21 protein-coding genes are annotated in these 22243 nt (G+C 65.1%); 16 read left to right on the top strand and 5 right to left on the bottom strand.

The window, feature by feature from the left end; translation table 11 throughout:
* Positions 1 to 101: 101 nt before the first annotated feature.
* Positions 102 to 812, bottom strand: coding sequence for a response regulator transcription factor (locus tag V4558_09735; protein MES2305780.1), 711 nt, complete (start codon positions 810 to 812; stop codon positions 102 to 104).
* Between the two features lie 359 nt (positions 813 to 1171).
* Between V4558_09735 and V4558_09730 the strand changes: the two genes are divergently transcribed.
* The 11 genes from V4558_09730 (at position 1172) to V4558_09680 (ending at position 11859) form a co-directional block, all read left to right on the top strand.
* Complete coding sequence (locus tag V4558_09730; protein MES2305779.1) at positions 1172 to 1378, top strand: helix-turn-helix transcriptional regulator; 207 nt, start codon at positions 1172 to 1174, stop codon at positions 1376 to 1378.
* Positions 1379 to 1400: 22 nt separating this feature from the next.
* Positions 1401 to 1826: a hypothetical protein gene (locus V4558_09725; protein MES2305778.1), complete on the top strand. Its 426-nt coding sequence runs from the start codon at positions 1401 to 1403 to the stop codon at positions 1824 to 1826.
* A 113-nt stretch (positions 1827 to 1939) separates the two neighbouring features.
* A complete protein-coding gene (locus V4558_09720; protein ID MES2305777.1) occupies positions 1940 to 2557 on the top strand; it encodes a carbonic anhydrase in 618 nt (205 codons plus the stop codon).
* A 70-nt stretch (positions 2558 to 2627) separates the two neighbouring features.
* Entirely contained in the window at positions 2628 to 3641 is a 1014-nt protein-coding gene (locus V4558_09715) for a multicopper oxidase domain-containing protein (GenBank protein MES2305776.1), read from the top strand.
* Positions 3642 to 3803: 162 nt separating this feature from the next.
* Positions 3804 to 4892 (top strand): DUF4956 domain-containing protein, encoded by a 1089-nt coding sequence (locus V4558_09710; protein ID MES2305775.1) that lies wholly within the window; start codon positions 3804 to 3806, stop codon positions 4890 to 4892.
* On the top strand, positions 4889 to 5794 hold the full coding sequence (locus V4558_09705) for a hypothetical protein (GenBank protein ID MES2305774.1): 906 nt from the start codon (positions 4889 to 4891) through the stop codon (positions 5792 to 5794). The genes V4558_09710 and V4558_09705 overlap by 4 nt, the downstream gene beginning before the upstream one ends.
* A gap of 11 nt (positions 5795 to 5805) precedes the next feature.
* Positions 5806 to 8406, top strand: a complete 2601-nt coding sequence (locus tag V4558_09700) for a hypothetical protein (protein MES2305773.1) — start codon at positions 5806 to 5808, stop codon at positions 8404 to 8406.
* Positions 8403 to 9401: a metallophosphoesterase gene (locus tag V4558_09695; protein MES2305772.1), complete on the top strand. Its 999-nt coding sequence runs from the start codon at positions 8403 to 8405 to the stop codon at positions 9399 to 9401. Before V4558_09700 ends, V4558_09695 begins: the two co-directional genes overlap by 4 nt.
* 15 nt (positions 9402 to 9416) lie before the next feature.
* Complete coding sequence (locus V4558_09690) at positions 9417 to 9974, top strand: DUF4142 domain-containing protein (protein MES2305771.1); 558 nt, start codon at positions 9417 to 9419, stop codon at positions 9972 to 9974.
* 101 nt (positions 9975 to 10075) lie between these two features.
* Positions 10076 to 11368, top strand: coding sequence for a hypothetical protein (locus tag V4558_09685; GenBank protein MES2305770.1), 1293 nt, complete (start codon positions 10076 to 10078; stop codon positions 11366 to 11368).
* A gap of 5 nt (positions 11369 to 11373) precedes the next feature.
* Positions 11374 to 11859, top strand: coding sequence for an OsmC family protein (locus V4558_09680; GenBank protein MES2305769.1), 486 nt, complete (start codon positions 11374 to 11376; stop codon positions 11857 to 11859).
* An 80-nt stretch (positions 11860 to 11939) separates the two neighbouring features.
* Here V4558_09680 and V4558_09675 read toward each other — a convergent pair whose 3' ends face one another.
* The 3 genes from V4558_09675 to V4558_09665 all read right to left on the bottom strand — a co-directional run bounded on the left by V4558_09675 (position 11940) and on the right by V4558_09665 (position 14133).
* Positions 11940 to 12239, bottom strand: coding sequence for a hypothetical protein (locus V4558_09675; protein MES2305768.1), 300 nt, complete (start codon positions 12237 to 12239; stop codon positions 11940 to 11942).
* Positions 12236 to 13351: an exo-alpha-sialidase gene (locus V4558_09670; protein MES2305767.1), complete on the bottom strand. Its 1116-nt coding sequence runs from the start codon at positions 13349 to 13351 to the stop codon at positions 12236 to 12238. The genes V4558_09675 and V4558_09670 overlap by 4 nt, the downstream gene beginning before the upstream one ends.
* Positions 13352 to 13425: 74 nt before the next feature.
* On the bottom strand, positions 13426 to 14133 hold the full coding sequence (locus V4558_09665) for a hypothetical protein (protein ID MES2305766.1): 708 nt from the start codon (positions 14131 to 14133) through the stop codon (positions 13426 to 13428).
* A gap of 198 nt (positions 14134 to 14331) precedes the next feature.
* Here V4558_09665 and V4558_09660 point away from each other — a divergent pair, with 198 nt between their 5' ends.
* The 3 genes from V4558_09660 (at position 14332) to V4558_09650 (ending at position 17672) form a co-directional block, all read left to right on the top strand.
* A complete protein-coding gene (locus V4558_09660) occupies positions 14332 to 14676 on the top strand; it encodes a metalloregulator ArsR/SmtB family transcription factor (protein ID MES2305765.1) in 345 nt (114 codons plus the stop codon).
* A gap of 1 nt (position 14677) precedes the next feature.
* Positions 14678 to 17125: an ABC transporter permease gene (locus V4558_09655; protein ID MES2305764.1), complete on the top strand. Its 2448-nt coding sequence runs from the start codon at positions 14678 to 14680 to the stop codon at positions 17123 to 17125.
* A gap of 124 nt (positions 17126 to 17249) precedes the next feature.
* On the top strand, positions 17250 to 17672 hold the full coding sequence (locus tag V4558_09650) for a YciI family protein (GenBank protein ID MES2305763.1): 423 nt from the start codon (positions 17250 to 17252) through the stop codon (positions 17670 to 17672).
* Positions 17673 to 17748: 76 nt separating this feature from the next.
* Here the strand turns inward: V4558_09650 and V4558_09645 are convergent, their stop codons facing one another.
* A complete protein-coding gene (locus V4558_09645; protein ID MES2305762.1) occupies positions 17749 to 20286 on the bottom strand; it encodes a DUF5916 domain-containing protein in 2538 nt (845 codons plus the stop codon).
* A gap of 207 nt (positions 20287 to 20493) precedes the next feature.
* On the opposite strand from V4558_09645, the gene V4558_09640 reads away from it, so the two are divergent.
* Positions 20494 to 20844 carry an MGMT family protein gene (locus V4558_09640; protein MES2305761.1) on the top strand — a complete coding sequence of 117 codons (351 nt, stop codon included), beginning with the start codon at positions 20494 to 20496 and terminating at the stop codon, positions 20842 to 20844.
* On the top strand, positions 20841 to 22193 hold the full coding sequence (locus V4558_09635) for an ankyrin repeat domain-containing protein (GenBank protein MES2305760.1): 1353 nt from the start codon (positions 20841 to 20843) through the stop codon (positions 22191 to 22193). The genes V4558_09640 and V4558_09635 overlap by 4 nt, the downstream gene beginning before the upstream one ends.
* The last annotated feature ends 50 nt before the right edge of the window (positions 22194 to 22243 follow it).

Genomic DNA, 22243 nt, shown 5'->3' with positions numbered 1-22243 from the left:
GTGAGAGATGCTTCATTGAAGGTGGGGGTCCGTCAGAGCGGGGACAATCGCTCGTTGTGACCAGACCAGAGCCGCCCCGATCGGGAAGGGCCGGGGAATTCCTACGAGTCGCTACCCGAGACTCCCCCTCCTCCGTGGGTAAACGCCGCGACTTCAAGGCGGCTCCGTAGCGCCAGCTTTTCCAGCACGTTGTGGACGTGACTCTTTACCGTGTGCACGGCGATGTGCAGACGGGCAGCGATCTCCTTGTTGCTGAGCCCTTCGCCGAGGAGATCGATGACCTGCCGTTCACGGGCCGTGAGCCGGACCCCCTCCAGCACTCTCGCCTTGCTGGTCCGGACCGCGTTCCGGGCAATCTGGGCGAAGAGCGAATTGGTGAGCGCCGGGGGGAGGATCTCCCGGCCAGCGGCGACTTCACGAATGGTCCGGAAGAACTCCTCGAACGAGGCGTCCTTCATGATGAAGCCCGAGGCCCCCGCACGAACGTAGTCGGCGACATCGTCCTGGAGCGGGAGCAACCCCATCATGATGACGTAGGCCGAGGGGACCTCACTGTGCACCGAGGCCGCAAGTGCGAGGGAGTCGTGATCGGCGAGGCCGAAGTCGAGTAGCACCACATCGGGGCGCACTTCACGCACCTTTTCCACCGCCTCTTCGACGTCGGCAAAGGCCGCCAGCACCTTGAAGCCGGGCTGTGTATGGATCATCGTGACCAGCCCCTCACGGAGCAGGCGATTGTCGTCGATGAGGACGAGGGAAATCGATGGGGTGCCTGGAGGAGCGACCGACGGGTCCGGCTTCGCAGGGGGCAAGTGCCCTCCTTGGAGGTGACGCAGGGGGACGATGCGCGTGCCGAGCGCCTTCGCCCGCTAACCATAGAGGCCAGCGAGGTATACCGCTACGGTATATCTCGCTGGCTCCTCACCCAAGGCCTCGAGCGAGGGCCGTCGGTCGAAAATCGCCCACTCCGCCGAGCCCGCGACGCGCCTTCACAATTTCGGGTATCCGGCTGGCGAGTGCAATCAATCTAAGGGTGGAGACGGAAAAACCGCCCGAACACTCGCGGTGAGAGGGGTGGAGCGATAGCTATTCGAGTCAGTCCGTTCTATTGTCGTGAGCTACGCCGCCAGACCCGTTGCCAGGATCACGCGGACCAGCCGGAAGGTATCTCATGGTACGGCTTCGCATTCACGAAATCATGAAAGCGCGCAAGATCTCGGCCTACGCCCTCAGCAAGGCCACCAACCTGAGTTACCCGACCGCGTATCGCCTCTCGCGCCCCGGCGGCGAGTTTGGTCGCCTGCACTCCGATACCCTGGATATCCTCTGTACCTATTTCGAGCTGCAACCCGGTAAATTGCTGGAGTGGATTCCCTAGTCCCTCCCCGACGGAGCTTCTCGTGAGGATCCCCCTCCTCTTCGCTCTCGCGCTGGCCATGAACCCTTCGGCCGCCCAAGCCCAACTCAAATTGCGCGATCTCGCCTCGGAGCCGAAGCCGTACCCGCTCCGCTCGGACGCGGAGTGTGCCGCGGATTCGCTGGTGCGCTCGCCGGTGCCGCGAGACACGACTTTTCAAGCGTCCGAACCCCTGCAGCTCGTGTTGCCGACCGACGGGTACCCCAGCAGCATGAAGGGGAAGCACTATACGGTCCAGCTGCACCTTACCCGTGGGGGAGCGGTCGACAGCGTGCTGATCGTGGGCCCGCCGTTCGACGAGCGATACCGTCCTCGGTGGGTCGCGATGATGAAAGCGTACCGGTTCCATCCTGCTCGCTACCGTGGGTGCCGGGTCGAGGATTGGAATTCTCTCTCGATGAGCTTCTAGCGTCCCTCTGACGCTCACCCAGAGAGGCGCAGGGCAGGGTTGCCGAGGAGTGTATTATTTCCGACGGCAACGCACGCGATTCCCGCGTGCTCAACAGGAAAGGATCCCGCCACGTGATTCCCGCAGCTGAAGCGCTCCAGCGACTCCAGGACGGCAACCACCGTTTCGTACACGAGGTTCGGGCGCAGAGCCGTGCCGGTGAGACGCGCCGTCACGAGGTCGCCGCCGCGCAGGAGCCATTCGCCATCATCCTCGGTTGCTCCGACTCGCGCGTCCCGGCAGAAATCGTCTTCGATCAGGGGCTGGGCGACCTCTTCGTGATCCGGGTCGCCGGCAATATCGTCGCGCCATCGCAGGTCGGCAGCGTCGAGTTTGCGGCGGCCCAGTACAACACTCGGCTCGTGGTTGTCCTGGGGCACTCGCAGTGCGGGGCGATCCTCGCCACCCTCGATGAACTCCTGAATCACACCGAGCAGAAGTACCGCAACCTCCATTCGATCGTCGATCGCGTGCGGCCGTCGGTGGCACCATTGCTGGAAACCGAATTGCGTCACGATCACGAGGCGCTCGTCCGCCAGGCCGTTCGAGCCAACGTGCGCGCCTCCGTCAACCAGTTGCGACACGGATCCGAGCTGGTCGAGCGGCTCTCGCAGAAGGAAGGGTTGCGGGTCGTGGGGGCCGAATATTCGCTCGAGACCGGGGTCGTGGAGTTCTTCGAGGGGATGGAGTAGTCCTTCGGAGGAGTTACGCCCGGGGGGACAGACGAGTACTCTCACCATCTCCCCTCTTCGCAGGTCCCGGATGCGTCAGATCTCGCTGCTCCTGATCGCCACGCTCACCATCAGCGCCTGCGATACCCCACGCACGACTCCAGCCGCCCCGCCCGCGAGCACGAAGCCGGCGGCGGCCCCGGCGGCCCCGGCGGCCTCCCCGGCCGCCGTCTCGCACGGGGAGGCCCCGATCGGGACACCCAGCACCTCCCCCGATCGTGCAGCCGACGCACCGGCTCGCACCGCGAGCCGGCACCGCACCGTGCGGCTCGTGACCGTGCATATCCGCCACGAGATTGCACCGGGCGTGATGTACGATGCCTGGACCTTCGATTCCATTGTCCCGGGCCCCACAATGCGCTTCACCGTCGGGGACACCGTCGATGTCACGCTCGTCAACGGCGCGCCGATGCCCCACTCCATCGATTTTCATGCGGCCGAGCTGGCACCGGATCGTGCCTATCGCAATGTGATGCCCCACGACAGCGTGCAATTCCGGTTCGTGCCACGGGTCCCTGGCGTGTTCATGTACCACTGCGGCACGGCACCGGTCGCGAGTCATATTGCCAACGGGATGTATGGCGCGTTGATCATCGACCCACGTGTGGCGCGCTCCCCGGCGCAGGAGTTCGTGCTGGTGCAGAGCGAGTTCTATCTCGGGCCGGCGGCGGGAGCCGATTCGATTCACGGGATGAACTGGGACAAGGTCCTCAACGCCTCGCCCGACTACGTCGTGTTCAATGGCGTCGCCTCCCGCTACGCAACGCATCCCATTCCGGCCGCCCTGAACAAGCCGATCCGGCTCTATGTCGTAAACGCGGGGCCGAATCGCATCTCATCCTTCCACGTGGTCGGCGGGATCTTCGATCGTGTCATCGCCGATGGATTCGGGCGGCCGTTTGAAGGGATGCAGACCTGGAATGTGCCGGTGGGTGGGGGCGCCATCTTCGAACTGCGACTGGTCGAGGCAGGCCTGTATCCGTTCGTGAGCCACGCCTTCGCGGATGCGACGAAGGGGGCAGTGGGGGTCTTTCGCGCACAGTGAGGCGCCGCCCCCTCACCCGGAAGATGGAGCAAAGGTGATCGCGGGGTAGACGACGCACCCTGCAGCGTTTGCACGCACGTCCCAATGTGGTGTCTCCCGGAAGGACTAGTCCGTCTTCCAGCGTGACAGGATCGAGACACCACACCCTCCACGGACGGCGAGATGGGATTCTTCAAGCGGATGATGGATGCGCTCACCCTCGGGTCAGCGAAACCGATCCAGCGTCTGGTCGCATACTATCTCTTCCTCGGCGCCGTGATCTTCGTGGTCTGCTATTTCGTGCCCGGGGCGGCGGCACTCCTCTTCGGTGGAGGGCACGTCGCCGCGCTGACCGGGAATCCCGATCTCCTTGCGGATGGACTCGCTCCCGCGGTGAAAGGCGGGAGTGTCGCGGTCGAGGGTGGACTCGACCTGGTCATCACCACCCTCATCGTGATGTTCAGCACCCTCGCCCTGATGCTGCCGGTGAGCTGGGTCTTCATGTCGGCGCGACGCGCACGCGACTTCTCCCAGAGCGTCGTGCAAACCCTCGTGATCCTGCCACTGGTCGTCGCGGGGATCGTGCTCGTGGTGCGGACCTCCCTCGCACTCGCCTTCTCGCTGGGCGGGATCGTGGCGGGGTTGCGCTTCCGGACCACGACGCAGGACGTCCGCGACATGGTCTACATCTTCCTCGGCATCGGCGTCGGCCTCGCCGCCGGGGTGCAGTCGCTGATTGTTGCTGCGGTCCTCTCGGTGACATTCAACTTCGTCGTATTGATGATCTGGCGGTACGATTTCGGCCGAAACGTGCTCGAACCAACCGCGGCCTCACAGTGGTCCGAGCCGCTGGGCGATCTCGCCGAACGCGATACTGCACTGGGCGTGCCCGACCGCGACCTGATTCTGGCGCTCTCCCCCAAGAAGGCCGCCGTCCTCGCCAAGCGCTTCGATCGCGTCAGCAAGGCGCTGGGGCCCACACAGAAGAAGCCCCGCTTCAATGCCGTGCTCACGGTCACGACCGAATCCGTGGCCGAAGCGCAGAAGCGGATCGAGCTCGTCCTCAACGTCCTCGCCCGCCGCTGGCGCCTCGATCAGGTGATCACCACCGAAGGCAAGCCAGCCGAACTGTACTACCTGGTGGGGATCCGGAAGAGCGTCACGCGCGACAAGATGCTCACGGCGATTCGTGAAGGGGCAGGCGATGCGGTGAATGCGGTCGACCTCGAAGTCGGCGAAGCCGCATCGCACGAAAAGCAGGCCGCCAAGTGAGTGTCGTGAAGGTCGGTGGCTTGCTTGGGCTGGCGCTCCTCGCGGCGTGCGGGCACGGTGCGAGCGCCGGTGCCGCCACCGGCGACAGCGCCGTCATGACGGCACGCCGGGCGAGAATCGACAGCGCCCTGGCGGACAGCACCGGCAACCCCGACAAGCCAATCGCCCTCTGGATTATGCCCGAGCAGCTCAAGGAGCTGTCCGGGCTGGCGCTCACCGGCAATGGGCGGCTGCTCGCGCACGGCGATGAGCAGGGTCGGGTATTCGAGATCGATTACAAGAGCGGCCTGATCGTGAAGAAGTTCACGGTCGGCACGCCGCGCGTGCAGGGTGATTTCGAGGCGATCACGACCATCGGCGACACGGTGTTGTTGCTGACGAGTGACGGTAAGCTCTTCCGCTTCCTCGAAGGTGCCGACAAGACCGCCGTGCCGTTCACCATGACCAACACCGGCCTCGGCGCCGAGTGCGAATTCGAGTCGATGACGTATGACGCCGCGCACCGCACCCTGCTCCTCGCGTGCAAGACGGTGCACGACAAGGCGCTGCGCGATGCCGTGGTGATCTTCCGGGTGCCCGTGGACAGCATCGGTGACGTCGCCGCCCAGAAGGCGAATGCCCTCCGCATCCCGATGTCCGAGGTGACCGAATCAGTGGGTTGGAAAACTTTTCATCCTTCCGACATCGCCATCGATCCGGCCAACGGCAATTACCTCCTGGTGGGCTCGATCGAGAAGGGCCTGCTCGAGGTGACCCCGGCTGGCGCCGTGGTATCGGTGCGCGAGCTGCCCAAGGGGCACGAACAGGCCGAGGGACTTGCCATCACCAGCGACCACATTCTCATCATTGGCGATGAAGCGAAGCAGGATGCCGCTCGCCTCACCCTCTATCGCCGGCCATGAGGAGCTTTCGCGTGCGCTTCCGCCATTTCCCCCTGATGCCGTTCGCGCTGCTGCTCGGCGCGCCTCTCGCACTCCGCGCCCAGGGCACGGCGCTCGACCTTCGCAGCCACGACAGCGTCACCGTGGCGGTCGGCAAGCACTATCAGGCCGGCGGCTTCCATCGGTTCCTCCTGGGTGGTACCTACCGGGATCTCTGGACCCAGCCGGTGCGCATTCCGGTGCTCGATCTGCAGCACGCGGAGGGCGGACTGACGCCAGAAAAGGCCGGCGGCGGCAAGCAGACCAAGTCGTTGCAGTTCTCCAATCCGGCGGGTGAGGAGTTCGTCTTCCGCTCCTTCGACAAGGATCATGTCGAGGTCCCCGGTGGCATGGCGGATGTCGGCGTGGCCCGCCGGACGGCGCAGGATCAGATCAGCAACAGTCATCCGGCGGCGAACCTTGTCGTGCCACGATTGCTCGAAGCCGTCGGGGTGCACCACGACACGCCCGTGCTCGTTGCGATGCCCGATGATCCGGCGCTCGGCAAGTTCCGCAAGGAGTTCGCGCACCGGGTTGGCGGCTTCGCGCGTGTGCCCGGCAAGCACGCTGGCGGCGCGGAGGGATTCCCCGGTCCGATCGATGTGATCGACAGCGACACGCTGCTGCAGCGACTGGACCGCGACCCGGCGACGCGGATCGACACCACGGCGTTCCTCGCGGCACGCCTCGTCGACATGCTCGTGAACAACTGGGATCGGCATCCGGGGCAGTGGAAGTGGGCGCGTGCCAAGGACGCCACCGGCGCTGCATGGCGGCCGATCTCGCGCGACTACGACAAGGCCTTCATCTCGGTGCGCGGCTTGCTGCCGAGTATCAGTCGGAAGATGTCCGCCAACCTGATGGTCTTCGACAGCGGCTATCCATCGCTCCGCGGCCTGACCTGGAATTCGCTCCAGTTCGACCGCCGGCTGCTGGCCGGGCTCGACAAGCGCACCTGGGATTCGGTCGCGCAGGCGACGACGCGGCAGCTCAGTGACGCGGCCATCGACAACGCGATTGCCGCGATGCCGGCGGAATATCACGCCAGCGTGCCGGCGCTTCGTGGCCGGCTGCGCGTGCGACGTGATTCGCTCCCGGCCGAGGCCGATCGCCTGTACGCCTACCTCGCTGGCGTCGTCGACATTCATGCGACGGACGCGGCCGACCGGGCCATCGTGACCAGGGTCGATGAACGTCACGTCGATGTCGAGCTCGACGACGCCACGGGCCAGCGCTATTTCTACCGCCGCTTCGATGCGGCCGAGACCACGCAGCTGCGGCTCTACCTCCATGGCGGCGATGATGCCGCCGTGGTGCGCGGCACCGCGAGGTCGAGCATCGCGCTGCGCGTCATCGGCGGCAACGGCACCAACCTGCTGGTGGATTCCTCGGTCGTCGGGGGCAATCATCACCCGACCCGGTTTTACGACTCCGGCGCCACCACGGGCGTCTCCTACGGCCCTGACACCCTGTTCAATCGCCGACCGCTGGTGGACCAGGCGGGCGGCCCGGTCGAGCCGCACAAGGATTACGGTGGCAAGAGCGGCCCGACGGCAGGGCTCGGCCTCAACCACGATTTCGGTGTTGCGCCGCGCCTGGGCTTTGCCCGCACGAGCTATGGCTTTCGGGACGAACCGTACAGCAGCAGGATCGCCCTCGAGGGCCGCTACTCGTTCAAGGCCAAGGGCTTTGCGGTCGCGCTCAATCACGACAAGCGCTTCGAGAGTTCGGCGCTCCATATCACGACCCTCGCCCGGGTGTCGGACCTCGAGATGCTCAACTATCACGGTCAGGGGAATCTTTCGCCCCAGAGCGATGGGATCGTGATCGGAACCTCGGCTCCGCGCACTGATTTCTACGCCCTGAATCAGCGGCAGTGGCTGTTCCAGCCGGCGCTGGCCATCGAGCTCAGCAAGTCCACCACGATGGGCATCGGACCGGTAGCCCAGTACTCCATCACCGACAGCACGCCTGGGAGATTCATCTCGGCATCGCTGCCCTATGGCGCCGGCAAGTTCGGCGAGGCGGGCGTGCGCTGGTCGCTCTATCACGACAACCGCGTGCCGACGCGCCACGCCAAGCGCGGCAATATTATCGACCTGAGCGCGAGCTACTTCCCCGCGGTGTGGGATGTCGAGCACTCATTCGGCAACATCAGTGCGCTGGTGGCGCAGTACGTCACGCTACCGCTGCCGTTGCATCCCTACCTGGGCCTGCGCCTTGGCGGCAAGAAGGTGTTCGGCGAATTCCCCTTCCAGGAGTCGGCCTTCATCGGCGGGCGCAATGATGTCCGCACACTGGACTTGCAGCGCTACGCCGGCGATGCCTCGCTCTATGGCACCGCCGAACTCCGCATTCCGTTGTTCACGTTCAACCTCCTGTTGCCGGTGAATACCGGTCTGCTCGCCACCGCCGACGCGGGACGCGTCTATGTGAAGGGGAATTCTCCCTTCGGCTGGCACAATGCCCTCGGCGCCGGGTTCTGGGTCGGGTTCCACGATCTCACACTAGATGTCAGGGTGATGCGCGCGAATGATGCCGGCCACGCCGGTGTCATCACGCTTCGCATCGTTCCTGAAGGGATGTTTCCATGAAATCGCGCGTCGTCACACTTGTCATTCTCGGCACCATCGTGGTGCTCGCCTGCAAGATTCCGGTGAACATCACGCCGGCACCGGCCACCGCTACCGCCGAGCAGGTCGCACTGTCGGGGGCCTCGGTGATGATCGGGGTCGGCGACATCGCCGTCTGCGGCACCGATGGCGATGAACAAACCGCCCGCATCGTCGACAGTGTCCTCAAGGCCGACAGTGCTGCGAAGGTGGCCTCCGACGAGGTCTTCACCCTCGGCGACAATGCCTACCCGGAGGGCTCGGCGAGCAACTTCGCACTCTGCTTCGCGCCGTCGTGGGGGGACTCCACCAAGCGGATCCTGAAGAAGATCCACCCGACGCCGGGCAACCACGAACACCAGACCGTCGGTGCGGCGCCGTACTACCAGTACTTCGGCAACAAGGCCGGCTCGTCCAAGAAGGGCTACTACAGCTACGACGTGGGTGAGTGGCACGTGATCGTGATCAACGGCGAGATCATCGTGAACCCGTCATTCAGCGATGCCGAGCGGAAGGCGCAGGAGGATTGGGTCCGGAATGAATTGAAGGGGCCGCAGAAGTTCTGCTCGATGGCCTACTGGCACCAGCCGCTCTTCAGCACCGGCTGGCACGGTGATTCTCCTTCGGTGCGCCCGATGTGGCAATTGCTGCAGGACGGCGGTGTCGACCTGATCCTCAATGGTCACGACCACGATTACGAGCGCTTCCATCCGCAGACGGCTTTCGGCGTCATCGATTCGACCAAGGGCATGGTGGAGTTTGTCGTCGGAACCGGAGGCGGCGATTTGCGCGGCTTCCGTGATAACCCGCGGCCCACGAGCGCGGCGCGCGTCCAGGGCTATTTCGGTGTCCTCAAGCTCACGCTCGGCAAAGGCGAGTTCCGTTCCGCATTCATCGATGTCAACGGCCGTGTCTGGGATCCGGCAGGCGGCAAGTGCCACCAGGACTCCACGGCAGCTCCCAAGCAGTCTCCTTGAAGGACGAGGTGTGCCATGCTGGCTGGAATGATGACCATTCTGATGATGATGCAGACCCAGGCACCCACGCCGCCCCCCGCGGTGACGGAAGGGCGCCCGGTGAATTCGGTGCAGCAGGCCAAGGTGATGCCGCGCACCGGCGATGCGGTGGTACTCGGCACCATCAACGCTGCTGATGCCAACATGATCGAGGCGTCGACGCTGGCGACGACGAAGGGGAGCAACGGCGCGGTGAAGGGCTATGCCGCCACGGTGCTCAAGGATCATCAGAAGTCGCTCACCGACGGCGCCAACCTCGCCAAGGCGCTGAATGTGGTGCGGGTGCTGCCATCGGATTCGATGATGGCGCGGGCGCAGAAAGCGGCGATGGACAAGCTCAACCTGCTCACCGGCGTGGCCTTTGACCAGGCGTACCTGCGCTACACGATCGATGCCCACGATGCCTTGCTCAAGAAGGACGTGGCCGCCCTGCCGGCCAAGGCGCAGCGGAGCGAGGTCCGGATCTTCCTCGCCGATCGGCAGAAGATGCTGCGCGCGCACGAAGAGGCTGGCGAGAAGTTGCTCAAGAAGTAAGGCGTTGGCGTCAGGCCGCCGCCGGTCGTAATATTGAGGTCGAGTTGTGTCCCGATCGGGAGGCAGCTCGGCCTCGATCGTGCGCCCCCCGGAGGTACGATATGCCCCGCGCTCTGCTGCGCTCCCTCGCTGTCATTGCAGCTTCGGTCCTGCTCCCTGGTTGCGGCACCATCGCCGACGCTGGACCGTCCGGCACCTTCGCGATCAGTGTCCCCGATCCGTGGCCCGGCGCCGAGGTGCGGGTGACGTCCGCCGATTTCCGGCACACCACCGGAACGGCGGTGCTGAAGGCCGACACCTTCACCGTGAATCTCGCGCGGGTCAGCGACACCGTGATGAGCGGGAAGCTGCCCGCTGCAGCCACTGGGCAGCTCTCGGTCTCGCTGGACGTCGACGGATACCACTTTCTGTTGCCGGCAATCAGCATCGCAGGGTTCGCGGACGGCGGGGTGTACGCGGATCCTGGTATGTCGCTCTGGACCGAGCCGTACCAGTGGACGGGAGACAACACCGCCGCCATCTATGGAATGAACATCCTTGGATATCCGGTCATCGTTGAACTCGAAACCGGCACGACCAGGAGCATTGGGCCGCCGGGTCGAGCCTATCCCCAGACCGGGCCTGGGCCGACCTATTTGCCGGGCACCGTGCTCTACCTCCCTCCGGGAGGAGTACTGGAGTCGTGGGTGACCACACCTGTGCCGACGAAGATTGCCGAACATCCTGAAATCGGCTGGTTGAAAGACGATATCTGGTACTACAACCGGGCCCAGTTCGGGCCAAACACATGGTTCATTGGCGATGATCGCGGGACCTGGATCCTCCGGACTGATGGTACCAAGCTCGTGGACTGGAAGGAGGACTTAGGGACTGTCGCTTGGGGTATTCACTTCTCGCCCCGCGGCGATCGGGCGACGATCAGCGGTTATGGGTCCGCGCCGGGCATTCCCGTCTACTCCCTCCCGTCGGGCGATGTTGCGTTCCGGGCACCGACTCGAAATGCGCAGGGGGTGGACTTCTCGCCAGACGGCACCGTGCTGGCGCTGCTCGGGGCACGGACTCCGCCCGCGTTTCAGGACAACCATTTGTTGCTCTTTGATGCCACCTCGGGTGCCGTCCTGAAGGACACCTCCCTTGCCGGTTTCGCCCTCGGGCTGCGCATGGATCGGGTCCGGCCGGTCCTCTACGTCGCACAGATCGACACTGTCTCGAGTGAGGTCTCCATCCTGGTATTCCGGCGCGCGCCGTTCGAGTTGCTCGGACGGATGCGTGCTCCGGCCCCGGGGATGCGTCCTTTCTATCCCGGAATGGCATTGAGCGGGCGTCGGGGGTTGTACCTGTACGATGAATTGAGCCGTCGCTTCTGGCGCTTCACCCTGCCGACCGTGCAGTAGCCCGGATGGCCGAATACACCGCCTCCCTGCTCTGGACCCGCGGCGACGATCTCTTCACCGACAATCGTTATTCGCGCCGGCACCTGCTCTCCTTCGATGGTGGAGCGCAGGTGCCGGGCTCGGCGTCGCCGTTGCACGTGCGCCCGCCGTTCTCCGATCCCGCCGCGGTCGACCCCGAAGAAGCGTTCGTCTCGGCGCTCTCGAGCTGTCACATGCTCACCTTCCTCTACCTCGCCGTGAAGCGTGGCTTCCGCGTTGACCGCTACGCGGACACGGCCGTCGGCGTGATGGCGAAGGAAAGCGATGGCAGGGAATGGATCAGTGTGGTGACGTTGCACCCCGAGGTGACATTCTCGGGGGAGCGACACCCCTCGCGCGCAGAGATCGACGAGCTGCACCACGCATCGCACGGCGAGTGCTACATCGCGAACTCGGTGAAGACCGACGTCCGCTGTGAGGCGGTTTACCCTGATCGCGAATCTCGCGGCTGAAGCCGGCCCAGCAGCGCCGCCGACCCAAGCGGCTTCAGCCGCGGTAGCCGAGCCGTCGCTTTAGCGACGAGCCGGGAGCATCACCCCCCCGACATCGCCCCGATGATCAGGAACGGCTCCTCGCCACTCGTCACCTCGATGGGCAGTGAGGCATCGGGCGAATCGTGGGAGAGGTCGCGCTCGCAGGCGTAGTAGCGGACAAAAGCGCGTCGTTGGCGCGTTGCGGCATCGCGAATGGTGCCGCGAAGCATCGGATAGGCCGCCTCGATCGCATCGACGACCATCGTCGGCGTGACGATTCCGCTCAGGTCGAAGGTGACTTCGTCGCCCGGGATCTTCGCGATCGCCCGCAGCGGCGCGGGGAGCTGGACCCGGATCATCCGAGCGTCTGGACTTCGATCGAGAGCACCGGCGGCAAGTCGCGCACGATCGCCTCCCAGTGATCGCCGCCATCCTTCGAGGCGTAGACCTGGCCACCCGTCGTGCCGAAGTAGACCCCGCACCCCTCGAGCGAATCGACCGCCATCGCATCACGCAGCACGTTGACGTAGCAGTCCGACTGCGGCAACCCCTTCGTCAGTGCCTCCCACTCGTTGCCGCCGCTCCGGCTGCGGAAGACCTGCAGCTTGCCATCGAGCGGAAAGTGCTCGGCGTCACTCTTGATCGGCACCACGTAAATCGTCTCGGGCTCGTGCGCGTGGACATCGATCACGAATCCGAAATCAGTGGGCAGATTGCCGCTGATCTCGTGCCAGAGGTCGCCGGCGTTGTCGCTGCGCATGACGTCCCAGTGCTTCTGCATGAAGAGCACGTCGGGGCGCGAGGGATGCATCGCGATATGGTGCACGCAGTGCCCCACCTCGGCCGTCGGGTCAGGGATGTACAGCGAGCTGAGTCCCTTGGTGATCGCCTTCCACGTCTTGCCGCCATCATCGGTGCGAAACGCTCCGGCTGCCGAGATCGCGATGTAGATGCGGTCGGGATTGGTCGGGTCGAGGATGATGGTGTGGAGGCACATTCCGCCCGCCCCGGGCGCCCACTTCGGTCCGGAGCCGTGGTGGCGCAGCCCCGAGAGTTCGGTCCAGTTCTCGCCACCGTCGGTCGACTTGAAGAGCGCCGCATCCTCGACCCCGGCGTAGACGGTGTCGGGGTCGGTGAGCGAGGGCTCGAGATGCCACACGCGCTTGAACTCCCACGGATGCGGGGTGCCGTCGTACCATTGATGGGTGCCGGGGTCGCCGTCGTAGGCGAACGTGTTGCCGACCGGATTCCAGGTAACGCCGCCATCATCGGAACGCTGGATCAGCTGCCCGAACCACGCCGAGGTCTGCGAGGCATAGATTCGATCCGGGTTCACCGGGGAGCCCTTGATGTGATAGGCCTCCCAGCCAGGAAAGTGCGGCCCGGCGACGTGCCATTTGTCGCGCTTGCCATCGGCCGTCAGGACAAAGGCGCCCTTCCGGGTTCCCACCAGGACACGGACTCCGCTCATTGCATTCTCCGGGTGATGGACGAAATCAAGGATGGCCACCACCCGGCCTTTGCGGAAGGGTCCCGATGTCAGCGTCAGGTTCCGTGACGTGCTTCCATCTGCATCTCGCCGCGGCTCCCCATGGCAACGCTGCCCCGCACCATGAGGCGACTGCGGTCACTGTACCAGCTGGTCACCGAGTGGGTGCCAAAATCGAGCTGTACCTTCCACGCCTTCCCGGTTCCGGCGATCGACTCCTCGCCGATGACCTGCACGCTCACGATGCGCTCATTTCCCTGGGCAAAATCCCAAGCCGCCAGCCAGGTCCGATAGCCGGGTGCCAGTGGCAGGTAGCCCGCCACGATGGTGAGGACCGAGAAATCAAGCAGCGGCTGCGCGAAGGTGGTGTTGACGGGCGTGGTCTTGCCACTGTCGACGGCGGTGCCGACGTAGCGATCGCCTTCGCGCCGGACGTGCAGCTCGTTGCCGGGGGCGCCGGCCTCGTGGCGCAGCGGGGTGAATGATTTGCGATCGACCCACACGCTGTCCCACGCGGCGCCGCGCGGGCTCGCATTGACAAACGTCACAAGGAACGCCGCAGTGTGGCCGAGCGTCGTCTCGGTGATTGAGGTGACGGTTTGCACCAGCGGCCGCTTCGTGGTGCCGCTCACGAGGGTCACGTCCACGGTGTCGAGCGAGGGCCGCAGGGTGAGACGTTCAAGGGCGCGATGCCCTGGGCGTAACGTATCGACAGGCGCCGGGGCGACGGCGAGCATGGCGAAGAGGGAACAGACGATCAGCACGATGGGCTCCATTGGTGGAGGGGGTCGCAAGCACGCGGTAAGGTTGAGAGGGTTCCGGTCGGTCGGGAATCCGCGGAGGGGCGAACAGCGGCCTGGCGGGGTGAAGCCATGCCCGACCCGGGATTCAGAGGGGGCTTGACCAATGAGGTTCCGTGCTGTACTTATCTTGTGGGTTAATTAACCAACGGGTGTAATGTCATGGTCGTCGCGACAGATCAGCTCAGCGCCACCTTTGCCGCCCTCGCCGATCCGACCCGGCGCGCGATCCTGGCGCAGCTGATGAAGGGCGATGCCACGGTGAACGAACTCGCCGAACCCCACGAAATCTCGTTGCCGGCCGTGTCGAAGCACTTGAAGACGCTCGAACGGGCCGGGTTGATCTCCCGTGGGCGCGATGCCCAATGGCGCCCTTGCCGCCTCGACGCCAAACCGCTGCGTGAAGTGGCAAATTACGCCAACAGCTACCGCCGATTCTGGGAGGCGCGCCTCGATCGACTCGAGGATTACCTCCATGGCCTGCAAAAAACCAACAGGAAGCGCTGACATGCCCCGCCTCGACCTTCGCTACGCCTGGTACTCGCTGTCGCGGGCCCGCGGCTTTGCCTTCGCCGTGATCGTCACGCTCGGCCTCGGCATCGGTGCCAACACCGCGATCTTCAGCGTGGTGCGCGGGGTGATGCTGCGACCGCTGCCGCACAAGGATGGCGGACGCTTGATGTACCTCCGCCAGTCTGCCGACGGACCAGGACGGGAGAACGTCGCCTTCTCGGTGCCGGAGATCAACGACTTCCGTACCGGCTCCACCACCCTCAAGGAGATCGCCGAGTATTCGCCGATCACCTTTTCCCTGGTCACCGAGAACGATGCCACCCGCATCGATGTCGCGCTGGTCACCGGCAACTATTTCGCGGTGATGGGTCTCTCCCCGATTCTGGGGCGCGCATTCAATCAGGGGGATGACGGTGCCGGCGCCGCTCCCGTGATGATACTGACCCACGACTACTGGACTCGTCGCTACGGCGGGGACAGCACCATCGTCGGGAAGTCGCTCCGCGTGGCCGGGAAGTCGGTGACGGTGGTCGGGGTATTGCAGCCGGCGCCGTATTTCCCAGCGCGCATCGACGCGATCATGAACATGGTGAACAGCGAACATCACCTCAGCGCCATGATGGTGACCGGACGCACGCACCGGATGACGGAGATGATCGCCCGCCTCGCTCCAGGGGCGACGGTCGATCAGGCGCGCGCCGATGTCGACCGGATCACGAAGACGGCGCACGCCGATCACCCTGAAGCGTATGACGCCGCCTCGGGCTACCACGTCACCCTGACGCCGTTCCAGGAAGTGCTCGGGCAGAAGGCGAAGCTCACGCTCTGGCTGCTGATGGCCGCCGCTGCCTTCGTTCTGGTGATTGCTTGCGCCAATGTCACCAATCTCACGCTGATGCGCGCGGTGCGTCGCGAACACGAACTCGTCGTGCGCGCCGCGCTCGGCGCCGGGACTGGCGTGCTGCGCCGGCTACTGCTCACCGAGAACCTGATCCTTGCCTTCCTCGGAGGCGTGCTCGGCCTGGCGCTCGCCTTCGGCGGCGTGGGAATGCTGAGCGCCTTCGCCGCGCGGTACTCCCCGCGCGCCGACGAGATCCGGATCGATGGCATGGTGCTCGGCTTCACGATGCTCCTCGTGCTGGTGGTCGCAGTGCTGCTCTCCTACGCCCCGAAGCTCACCCGCGAGAATGCCCTGGGGGCGGCCCTCACCGCTGGAGGGCGGCGTACCAGTGGCGGCGTCAAGCGGCAGCGCCTGCAGCAGTCGCTCGTGGTGGCGCAGATCGCGGTATCGGTCGTCCTCCTCACCGGCGCCGGCCTGCTGACCCGCACGATGCAACGGCTATCGGTTGTCGACACCGGGCTCACGAGTGACAAGTTGCTGACGATGGAAGTCCCACGCGACTTTGGCGGCGGAGACAACGCGACGGCGGTCGCGCAGTACGAACAGATGCAGGCGCAGCTTGCCGCGATGCCCGGCGTCACCGACGTCGGACTCGGCTCCACCGTCCCGCTCCGTGTCGCCGGGATCCTGCTCGAGATCAAGGCCGAAGGGAGGCAAGTGACCCCGGGCGAACCGGTGCCGCAGTCAGAATACCGGACAGCGGCTCCGAACTACTTCAAGGCGTCGGGCATTCCGCTGCTGAAGGGGCGCGAATTCGCAGCCACGGATCGCGCCGGGAGCCAGAAGGTCGTCATCATCAACAAGACCCTGGCGGACCTGCTCTTTCCAGGTGTGGACCCCCTGGGGCGCAATGTGGCCTGGACCGGCGAGGTGCTGAAGTTCACTGGCATCTCTGGCGAGTGGCGCACTGTGGTGGGCGTGGTGGGCAACACCAGAGATGGCGGGCTCGATGCGCCCGCGATGCCAGCCCTCTTCCTCCCGTTTGCGCAGGGGGACTTCCCGACCGGGAGTTTCGTGATCCGTACCAGGGGCGATGCGGCCGCACTCGGACCTGCCGCACTGCGGACGATTCGATCGATTTCGGCGCAGCAGCCGGTGGAGAAGGTGCTGACCATCGATCAGATTCGCGATGAGAGCGTGGCACCCCGGCGACTCAACGCCGTGCTGGTCGCGTCGTTCGGTATCCTCGCTTTGATCGTTGCGGCAATCGGTATCGCGGCCGTGCTCGCCTTCTCGGTGAGCGCCCGCACCAACGAGATCGGGATCCGGATGAGTCTCGGTGCCGACTCCGGGCGGGTGCAGCGAATGGTTATCAGTGAAGGGGGCGTGCTGGTGGCGATTGGACTGGTGCTTGGGCTGGTTGGCGCGGTGCTGCTCTCACGCCTGATGCAGGGGCTGCTGTTTGGCGTGGCGCCCTATGATCCGGTGACCCTGATGGCGGTGGTCGCGGTGATGGCCACGGTCGGCATCGTGGCCTGCTGGGTGCCGGCATTGCGGGCTTCGCGGATCGACCCGGGTGTGGCGCTGCGGGCCGGTTCCTGAGCGGCCCGCCGGCGGCTGTCGAAATCAGGCGGGTTCGTTCGTCGTCTTCATGGAGCCGGGAGAATCGCCACCAGGGCGGCCCCTCCCAACCGGCCCGAAACCCGAAAGTGAAGGAGCAGTTCCGATGCGATTCATGGTCCTGGTGAAGGCGAACGCCGACTCGGAGGCTGGCGTGCTCCCCGACGAGGCGGCGCTGATCGAGATGGGAAAGTTCAATGAGGAACTGATCAAGAGCGGCGTGATGCTCGCCGGTGAGGGCTTGCAGGCCAGCTCCAAGGGGGCGCGCATTCGCTTTTCCGCGGATGGCAAGCCGACGGTGATCGACGGCCCGTTCAGCGAAACCAGGGAGTTGATCGCCGGCTTCTGGATGGTGCAGGCCAAGTCGAAGGATGAAGTCATCGAGTTGTTCAAGCGCTGCCCGCCCGATGTGGGTGAGCTCGAGATCCGCCAGGTCTTCGACAGCGCCGATTTCGAACCGGTGATCAAGACCGACGCCGGGCGCGCCGTGCTCGAGCGGGAAGAGGAGCTTCGTAAGCAGCACGGGTAGCAGCTCGACGAGTGACGACGCGAAGCGGCACGCTCCGAGCTGGAGCGTGCCGCTTCGATGTTCCAGCCGATGCGCGCTACCGGTTGAGCCAGTAGGACATCTTCACCAGGAAGGTGTCTTCGGCGCGCTGGTCGAAGAGGGCCGAGAGATCACCGCCGAAGGTCTCCCGTCCTTGCGTCGGATCGAACGCCTGGCGTCCCTGACTCCACACCACAAAGAGCGTCGAGCCGGGGCGGTATTCCCAACGGAATACCGCGTTGGAGCGGAACTGCTTGAAGTTGAAGCCGCCCGGGTTGGCCGCCACGGACTGATCGGCGTACGGCTTGAAGCGATCGTTGTAGTCGCTCGCTCTCGGATCGCTCAACTCGCGCACGTTGGCGTAGGTCCCCTTGGTGAGAAAGGGGTTGGCATAGAGCTGGAGCGAGGCGGTTGGCGTGAAGGTGTAGTCCATCCGCAGCGTCATCCCCACCGTCTTCTGGTCGAGGCGCGCAAAGGTATAGTGGGTCACGTCGACCGCGTCGGTGAAATTGCCGAACCACTGCGTGTCGTCGATCCGGGTCGTGCGGTTCACGCCGATCGAGCTCGAGAAGCGATCGGAGACCTTGAGATTCACCTGCGGGTTCACATTGAAGCTGTGGGTACGCCCGCCATCCGTCCGCGAGTAGTTGAACCAGAGACTCGGCACGAGGCGATGGCGATCGTCGCCCTGAATTCCACCCCAGGGCGCGAAGTACGGTTCGACACGCAATGCGGGTCCGCCGCGAGTGCAATCGTTGGTGCAATAGACAGTGCCCAGGCTGCCGACCGTGCCACCGAGATGGAGCCACCAGCGGTTGGTGAATTGGGCGTGCACGTTCGTGTTGAACGCGCGATCCGTGGCGAGGCCGCTCGTCGTCCAGTATTCCCAGTTGTTGAAATTCCAGTTGAGCCGCTGGTACACCTTGTTCGGGGTGTTGAACTGGAGCGCGAACCAGTTGGTCCAGCTCAACTTGTCAGCCTGTTGCAGGAAGCCGAGGTCGTTGACCTCGAACCCGGCCGACTTGCGACCGAAGCCGGTCTCGAATCGCGACCGTTTGCCACCGACCTTCGCGAAGCGAAACTCCTCGGAGTTACCTGTGAGTGATGTGCGGGTCGGGTCGAGGGAGATCTCATCGTCGGGGCGCTGGAAGTAGTGCACCGGATCGCGCTGGGTGGCGGCAATGGCGGTGGCGCTGCCGGCGACTCGCGAGAATGCGAGTGAGCCGGAGACCTCGAAGCGACCGAGGCGTCGGCGAGCATCGAAGCCGGCGACCTGGGCAGAGCGGTGGAGAAAGTCTTCGGTCGAGTTGTCGAGCGAACGATTCACACTGGTGAGCATCACGCCCACACTGCCGGTGCCACCGCTGAAGTCCTGATTGGCGCGGACCACGGCGTAGTTGGTGGTCGGCTCCAGCGTGCGACCCCCCGAAGCGCCGACGCGATCCGTCACGGCATCGACCACACCGACCGAGAGTCCGCCCGGGAGTCGCCCGGTGAGTTTCGCTGCCCCAAGAATTCTGGTGGAGGTGGGCGACGACGCGTCACCGTATTCACCGGCGAGTTGGGGCGACCGGCCGATGCGGCGCGAATAGAAGAGTTCTTCACCGCTGCTGCAATCGATCACCACGAAGCAGTTGAGGTTCATGGTGAAGAGACCCTTCCCCTCGACGAAGAACGGGCGCCGCTCACTGAAGAATGTTTCGAAGGCCGAGAGGTTGAGCACGCCGGGGTCGGCCTCGACCTGACCGAAGTCGGGATTCACCGTGGCGTTGAGGGTCAGGTTCGAGGCGACGGCGTACTTGAGGTCGCCGCCGATCGAGACGGCCTGATCGCGTTCGAGGCCACGCGCAGATCGCAGCGGTTCGTTCTTCGTCACGACATACGGCGCGATCTCGGCACGACGCGGGGTCGCGAGGCCCTGCAAGCCGGTGAGTTCACCGAACTGAGAGACGAAGCCGGACTTCGATCGACGGTAGAGTGGCCAGGTGGCCTGGGCGGTGTGCCGCTGGATCGCGCGCCAGACGGCGAATCCGAACGTGACATTGTCGCTGGCGGCGAATCGGAGCTGGGAGAACGGAATGCGATACTCGGCTGTCCAGCCGAGCGAATCGACCCTGGTCGCGACATCCCAGACGCCATCCCAGGCCGAGTCCTCGTTGCCGTCATTGAAGATGGCGTAATCGGACTTCACGCCCGCGGGATTCACCACGAATTCGAAGCCGGTGCGGCGATCGCGGTACGAATCGATCATCACGATGATCTGATCGGAGGCGGTCTGGTCGTCGCGGCGCGAGAGGAGCTGGACAATGCTGTCGGGGTGGGTGTCCCACGCGCGTACGAAGACATAGAGATTGCGGGCATCATAGAGGACGCGCATTTCGGTCCGCTGCTTCGGGGCGGCACCTTCGCTCGGCCGGGCCTCCTGGAACTGGTCCACCATCTGCGCCGTCCGCCACGAAGGTTCGTCGTCGCGGCCATCGAGCACCATCGGCTCGGCAGTATGTGTCGCCCGAATGGACGAAGTGGCGGCGGTGGCGGTGAGTGGGGTGTTGGCCTGCGCCTGGACGGCGAGGAGAAGCCCAGCAAGGACCATCATGACGCAGACTCCACAGAGAGGGATGACTCCGGCTTTGACACCTGTAGAGGTCGAAGGGTTGCAGCCGATTTTCCGGGCTTGCTTCCCAGTCTACAAGTGTAAAACTACGCCTGTAGATCTACACTTGTAGTTTACAAAGTCAAGCCGAGCCCGAAACGGGATACTTTTCTGGTCTCCACCCGGCTTCCCACTTCGTTCGATGGTCCAATGGCGTCGAATCACCCAGGCACTTCCTACGATCGGATCTACGCCGTCGTGCGCCGGATCCCGCGCGGCCGGGTCGCGACTTACGGCCAGGTGGCGACACTCGCCGGACTCCCGCGACACGCCCGGCTCGCCGGGTACGCGCTCAATGCGCTGCCCGAGGGGAGCCGCCTGCCGTGGCATCGCGTGGTGAACGCCCAGGGCGCGGTCTCGCTGCGCTCCGATGGGCGAGGGCACGACGACCTGCAGCGAATGCTGCTCGGCGATGAGGGGGTTCGCTTCGCGAATGGCCGGATCGCGCTCAAGGAATTTCAATGGCGGCCGCGAGTGTCCCCTGCGAGGCATACCCGATGAACGAATTCCCCGGACTGACCGACAGCTTCATTCGCGCCGCGTGCGTGCCACGCGAGGGGTCGCACGCGACGGGCACGACCGCGCGCGCTGATGCGATGCTCGCTGATCACCCCGAGCTCGCGGCGGCCAGCATCCACACGGCGGCAATTGTCGGCGATGTCGCGGCGGTCGCGTCCTTCCTTGCCGCGGACCGCACCCTCGCGACAGCGAAGGCCGGGCCCTACCACTGGGATCCGCTGACGCACCTCTGCTTCTCGAACTATCTCAAGTGCGATCCGTCGCGCTCCGACGCCTTCGTTGCCACGGCGACCGCGTTGCTCTCCGCGGGCGCGAGTGCGAATACCGGCTGGCTCGAAGCGGAGCACCAGCCGAGACCCGAGTGGGAATCCGCCCTGTATGGTGCGGCCGGCGTGGCACATCACCCGGCGCTCACTGCGCTCCTGATTGCGCACGGTGCCGACGTCAACGACATCGAAGTGGTCTACCACACGCCGGAGAGTTACGACAATCGTGCCCTCGAGCTGTTGCTCGCGACTGGTGCCCTGACTGCGGAGAGTCTGGCGTGGATGCTGGTCCGCAAGCACGACTGGCACGACATCGACGGAGCGCGACTGCTCCTGACGCACGGCGCCGATCCGAATCTGGCGGTGGCACACGTCAACACCGCATTGCTGCATGCGCTGGCGCGCAACAACTCGCTCGAGATGATCGCCCTGCTACTCGATCACGGCGCCGATCCGCGCATCGTCGCGCGGGGATATAACGGCTTCGCCGCGGCCGCACGAACGGGCCGTGGGGATGTGCTCACGCTCTTCGCAGAGCGAGGGTTTGTGCCCGAACTCGAAGGCGTCGACCGGCTCATCGCCGCCTGCGCGGGCGACGAGGGCGCGGCAGCGCACGCGATCGCCGAGGCCGAGCCGGAGCTGCTGGCCGAAGTGCTCGCGATGGGGGGCGACCTCCTGGCGCGCTTCGCCGGGACGAACAACCGTGCGGGCGTGGCCCGGCTGCTCGACCTGGGCGTGCCGGTCGCCGCACCTTTCACCGCCGGGGACGCCTATTTCGACGAGCCCCGCGGTTCGCTCGCCATCCACGTTGCAGCCTGGCGCGGCCGCCCGGAGGTCGTCCGGCTCCTCCTCGAGCGCGGCTCTCCGGTCGACCTCCCCGATGCGAATGGCCGCACCCCGCTGGCGCTCGCCATCCGGGCCTGCGTCGACTCGTACTGGTCGGCGCGACGCACCACTGAATCGATCGTCGCGCTCCTCGCGGCCGGGGCGACGACAGCCGGAGTCACCCTGCCGACGGGGTATCCGGAGGCCGATCTGCTGTTGGCGGGCCAAACATCGGCGTAACGGCCTGCAACGAGTGGACTTGCCCCGAGCCGTGGCGAGACCGTACTATC

It is taken from the genome of Gemmatimonadota bacterium (assembly GCA_040388535.1).
GTDB lineage: Bacteria > Gemmatimonadota > Gemmatimonadetes > Gemmatimonadales > GWC2-71-9 > Palsa-1233.
Note: the sequence above shows the minus strand (reverse complement) of the source record. Positions and strands in the feature narration are given on the sequence as shown.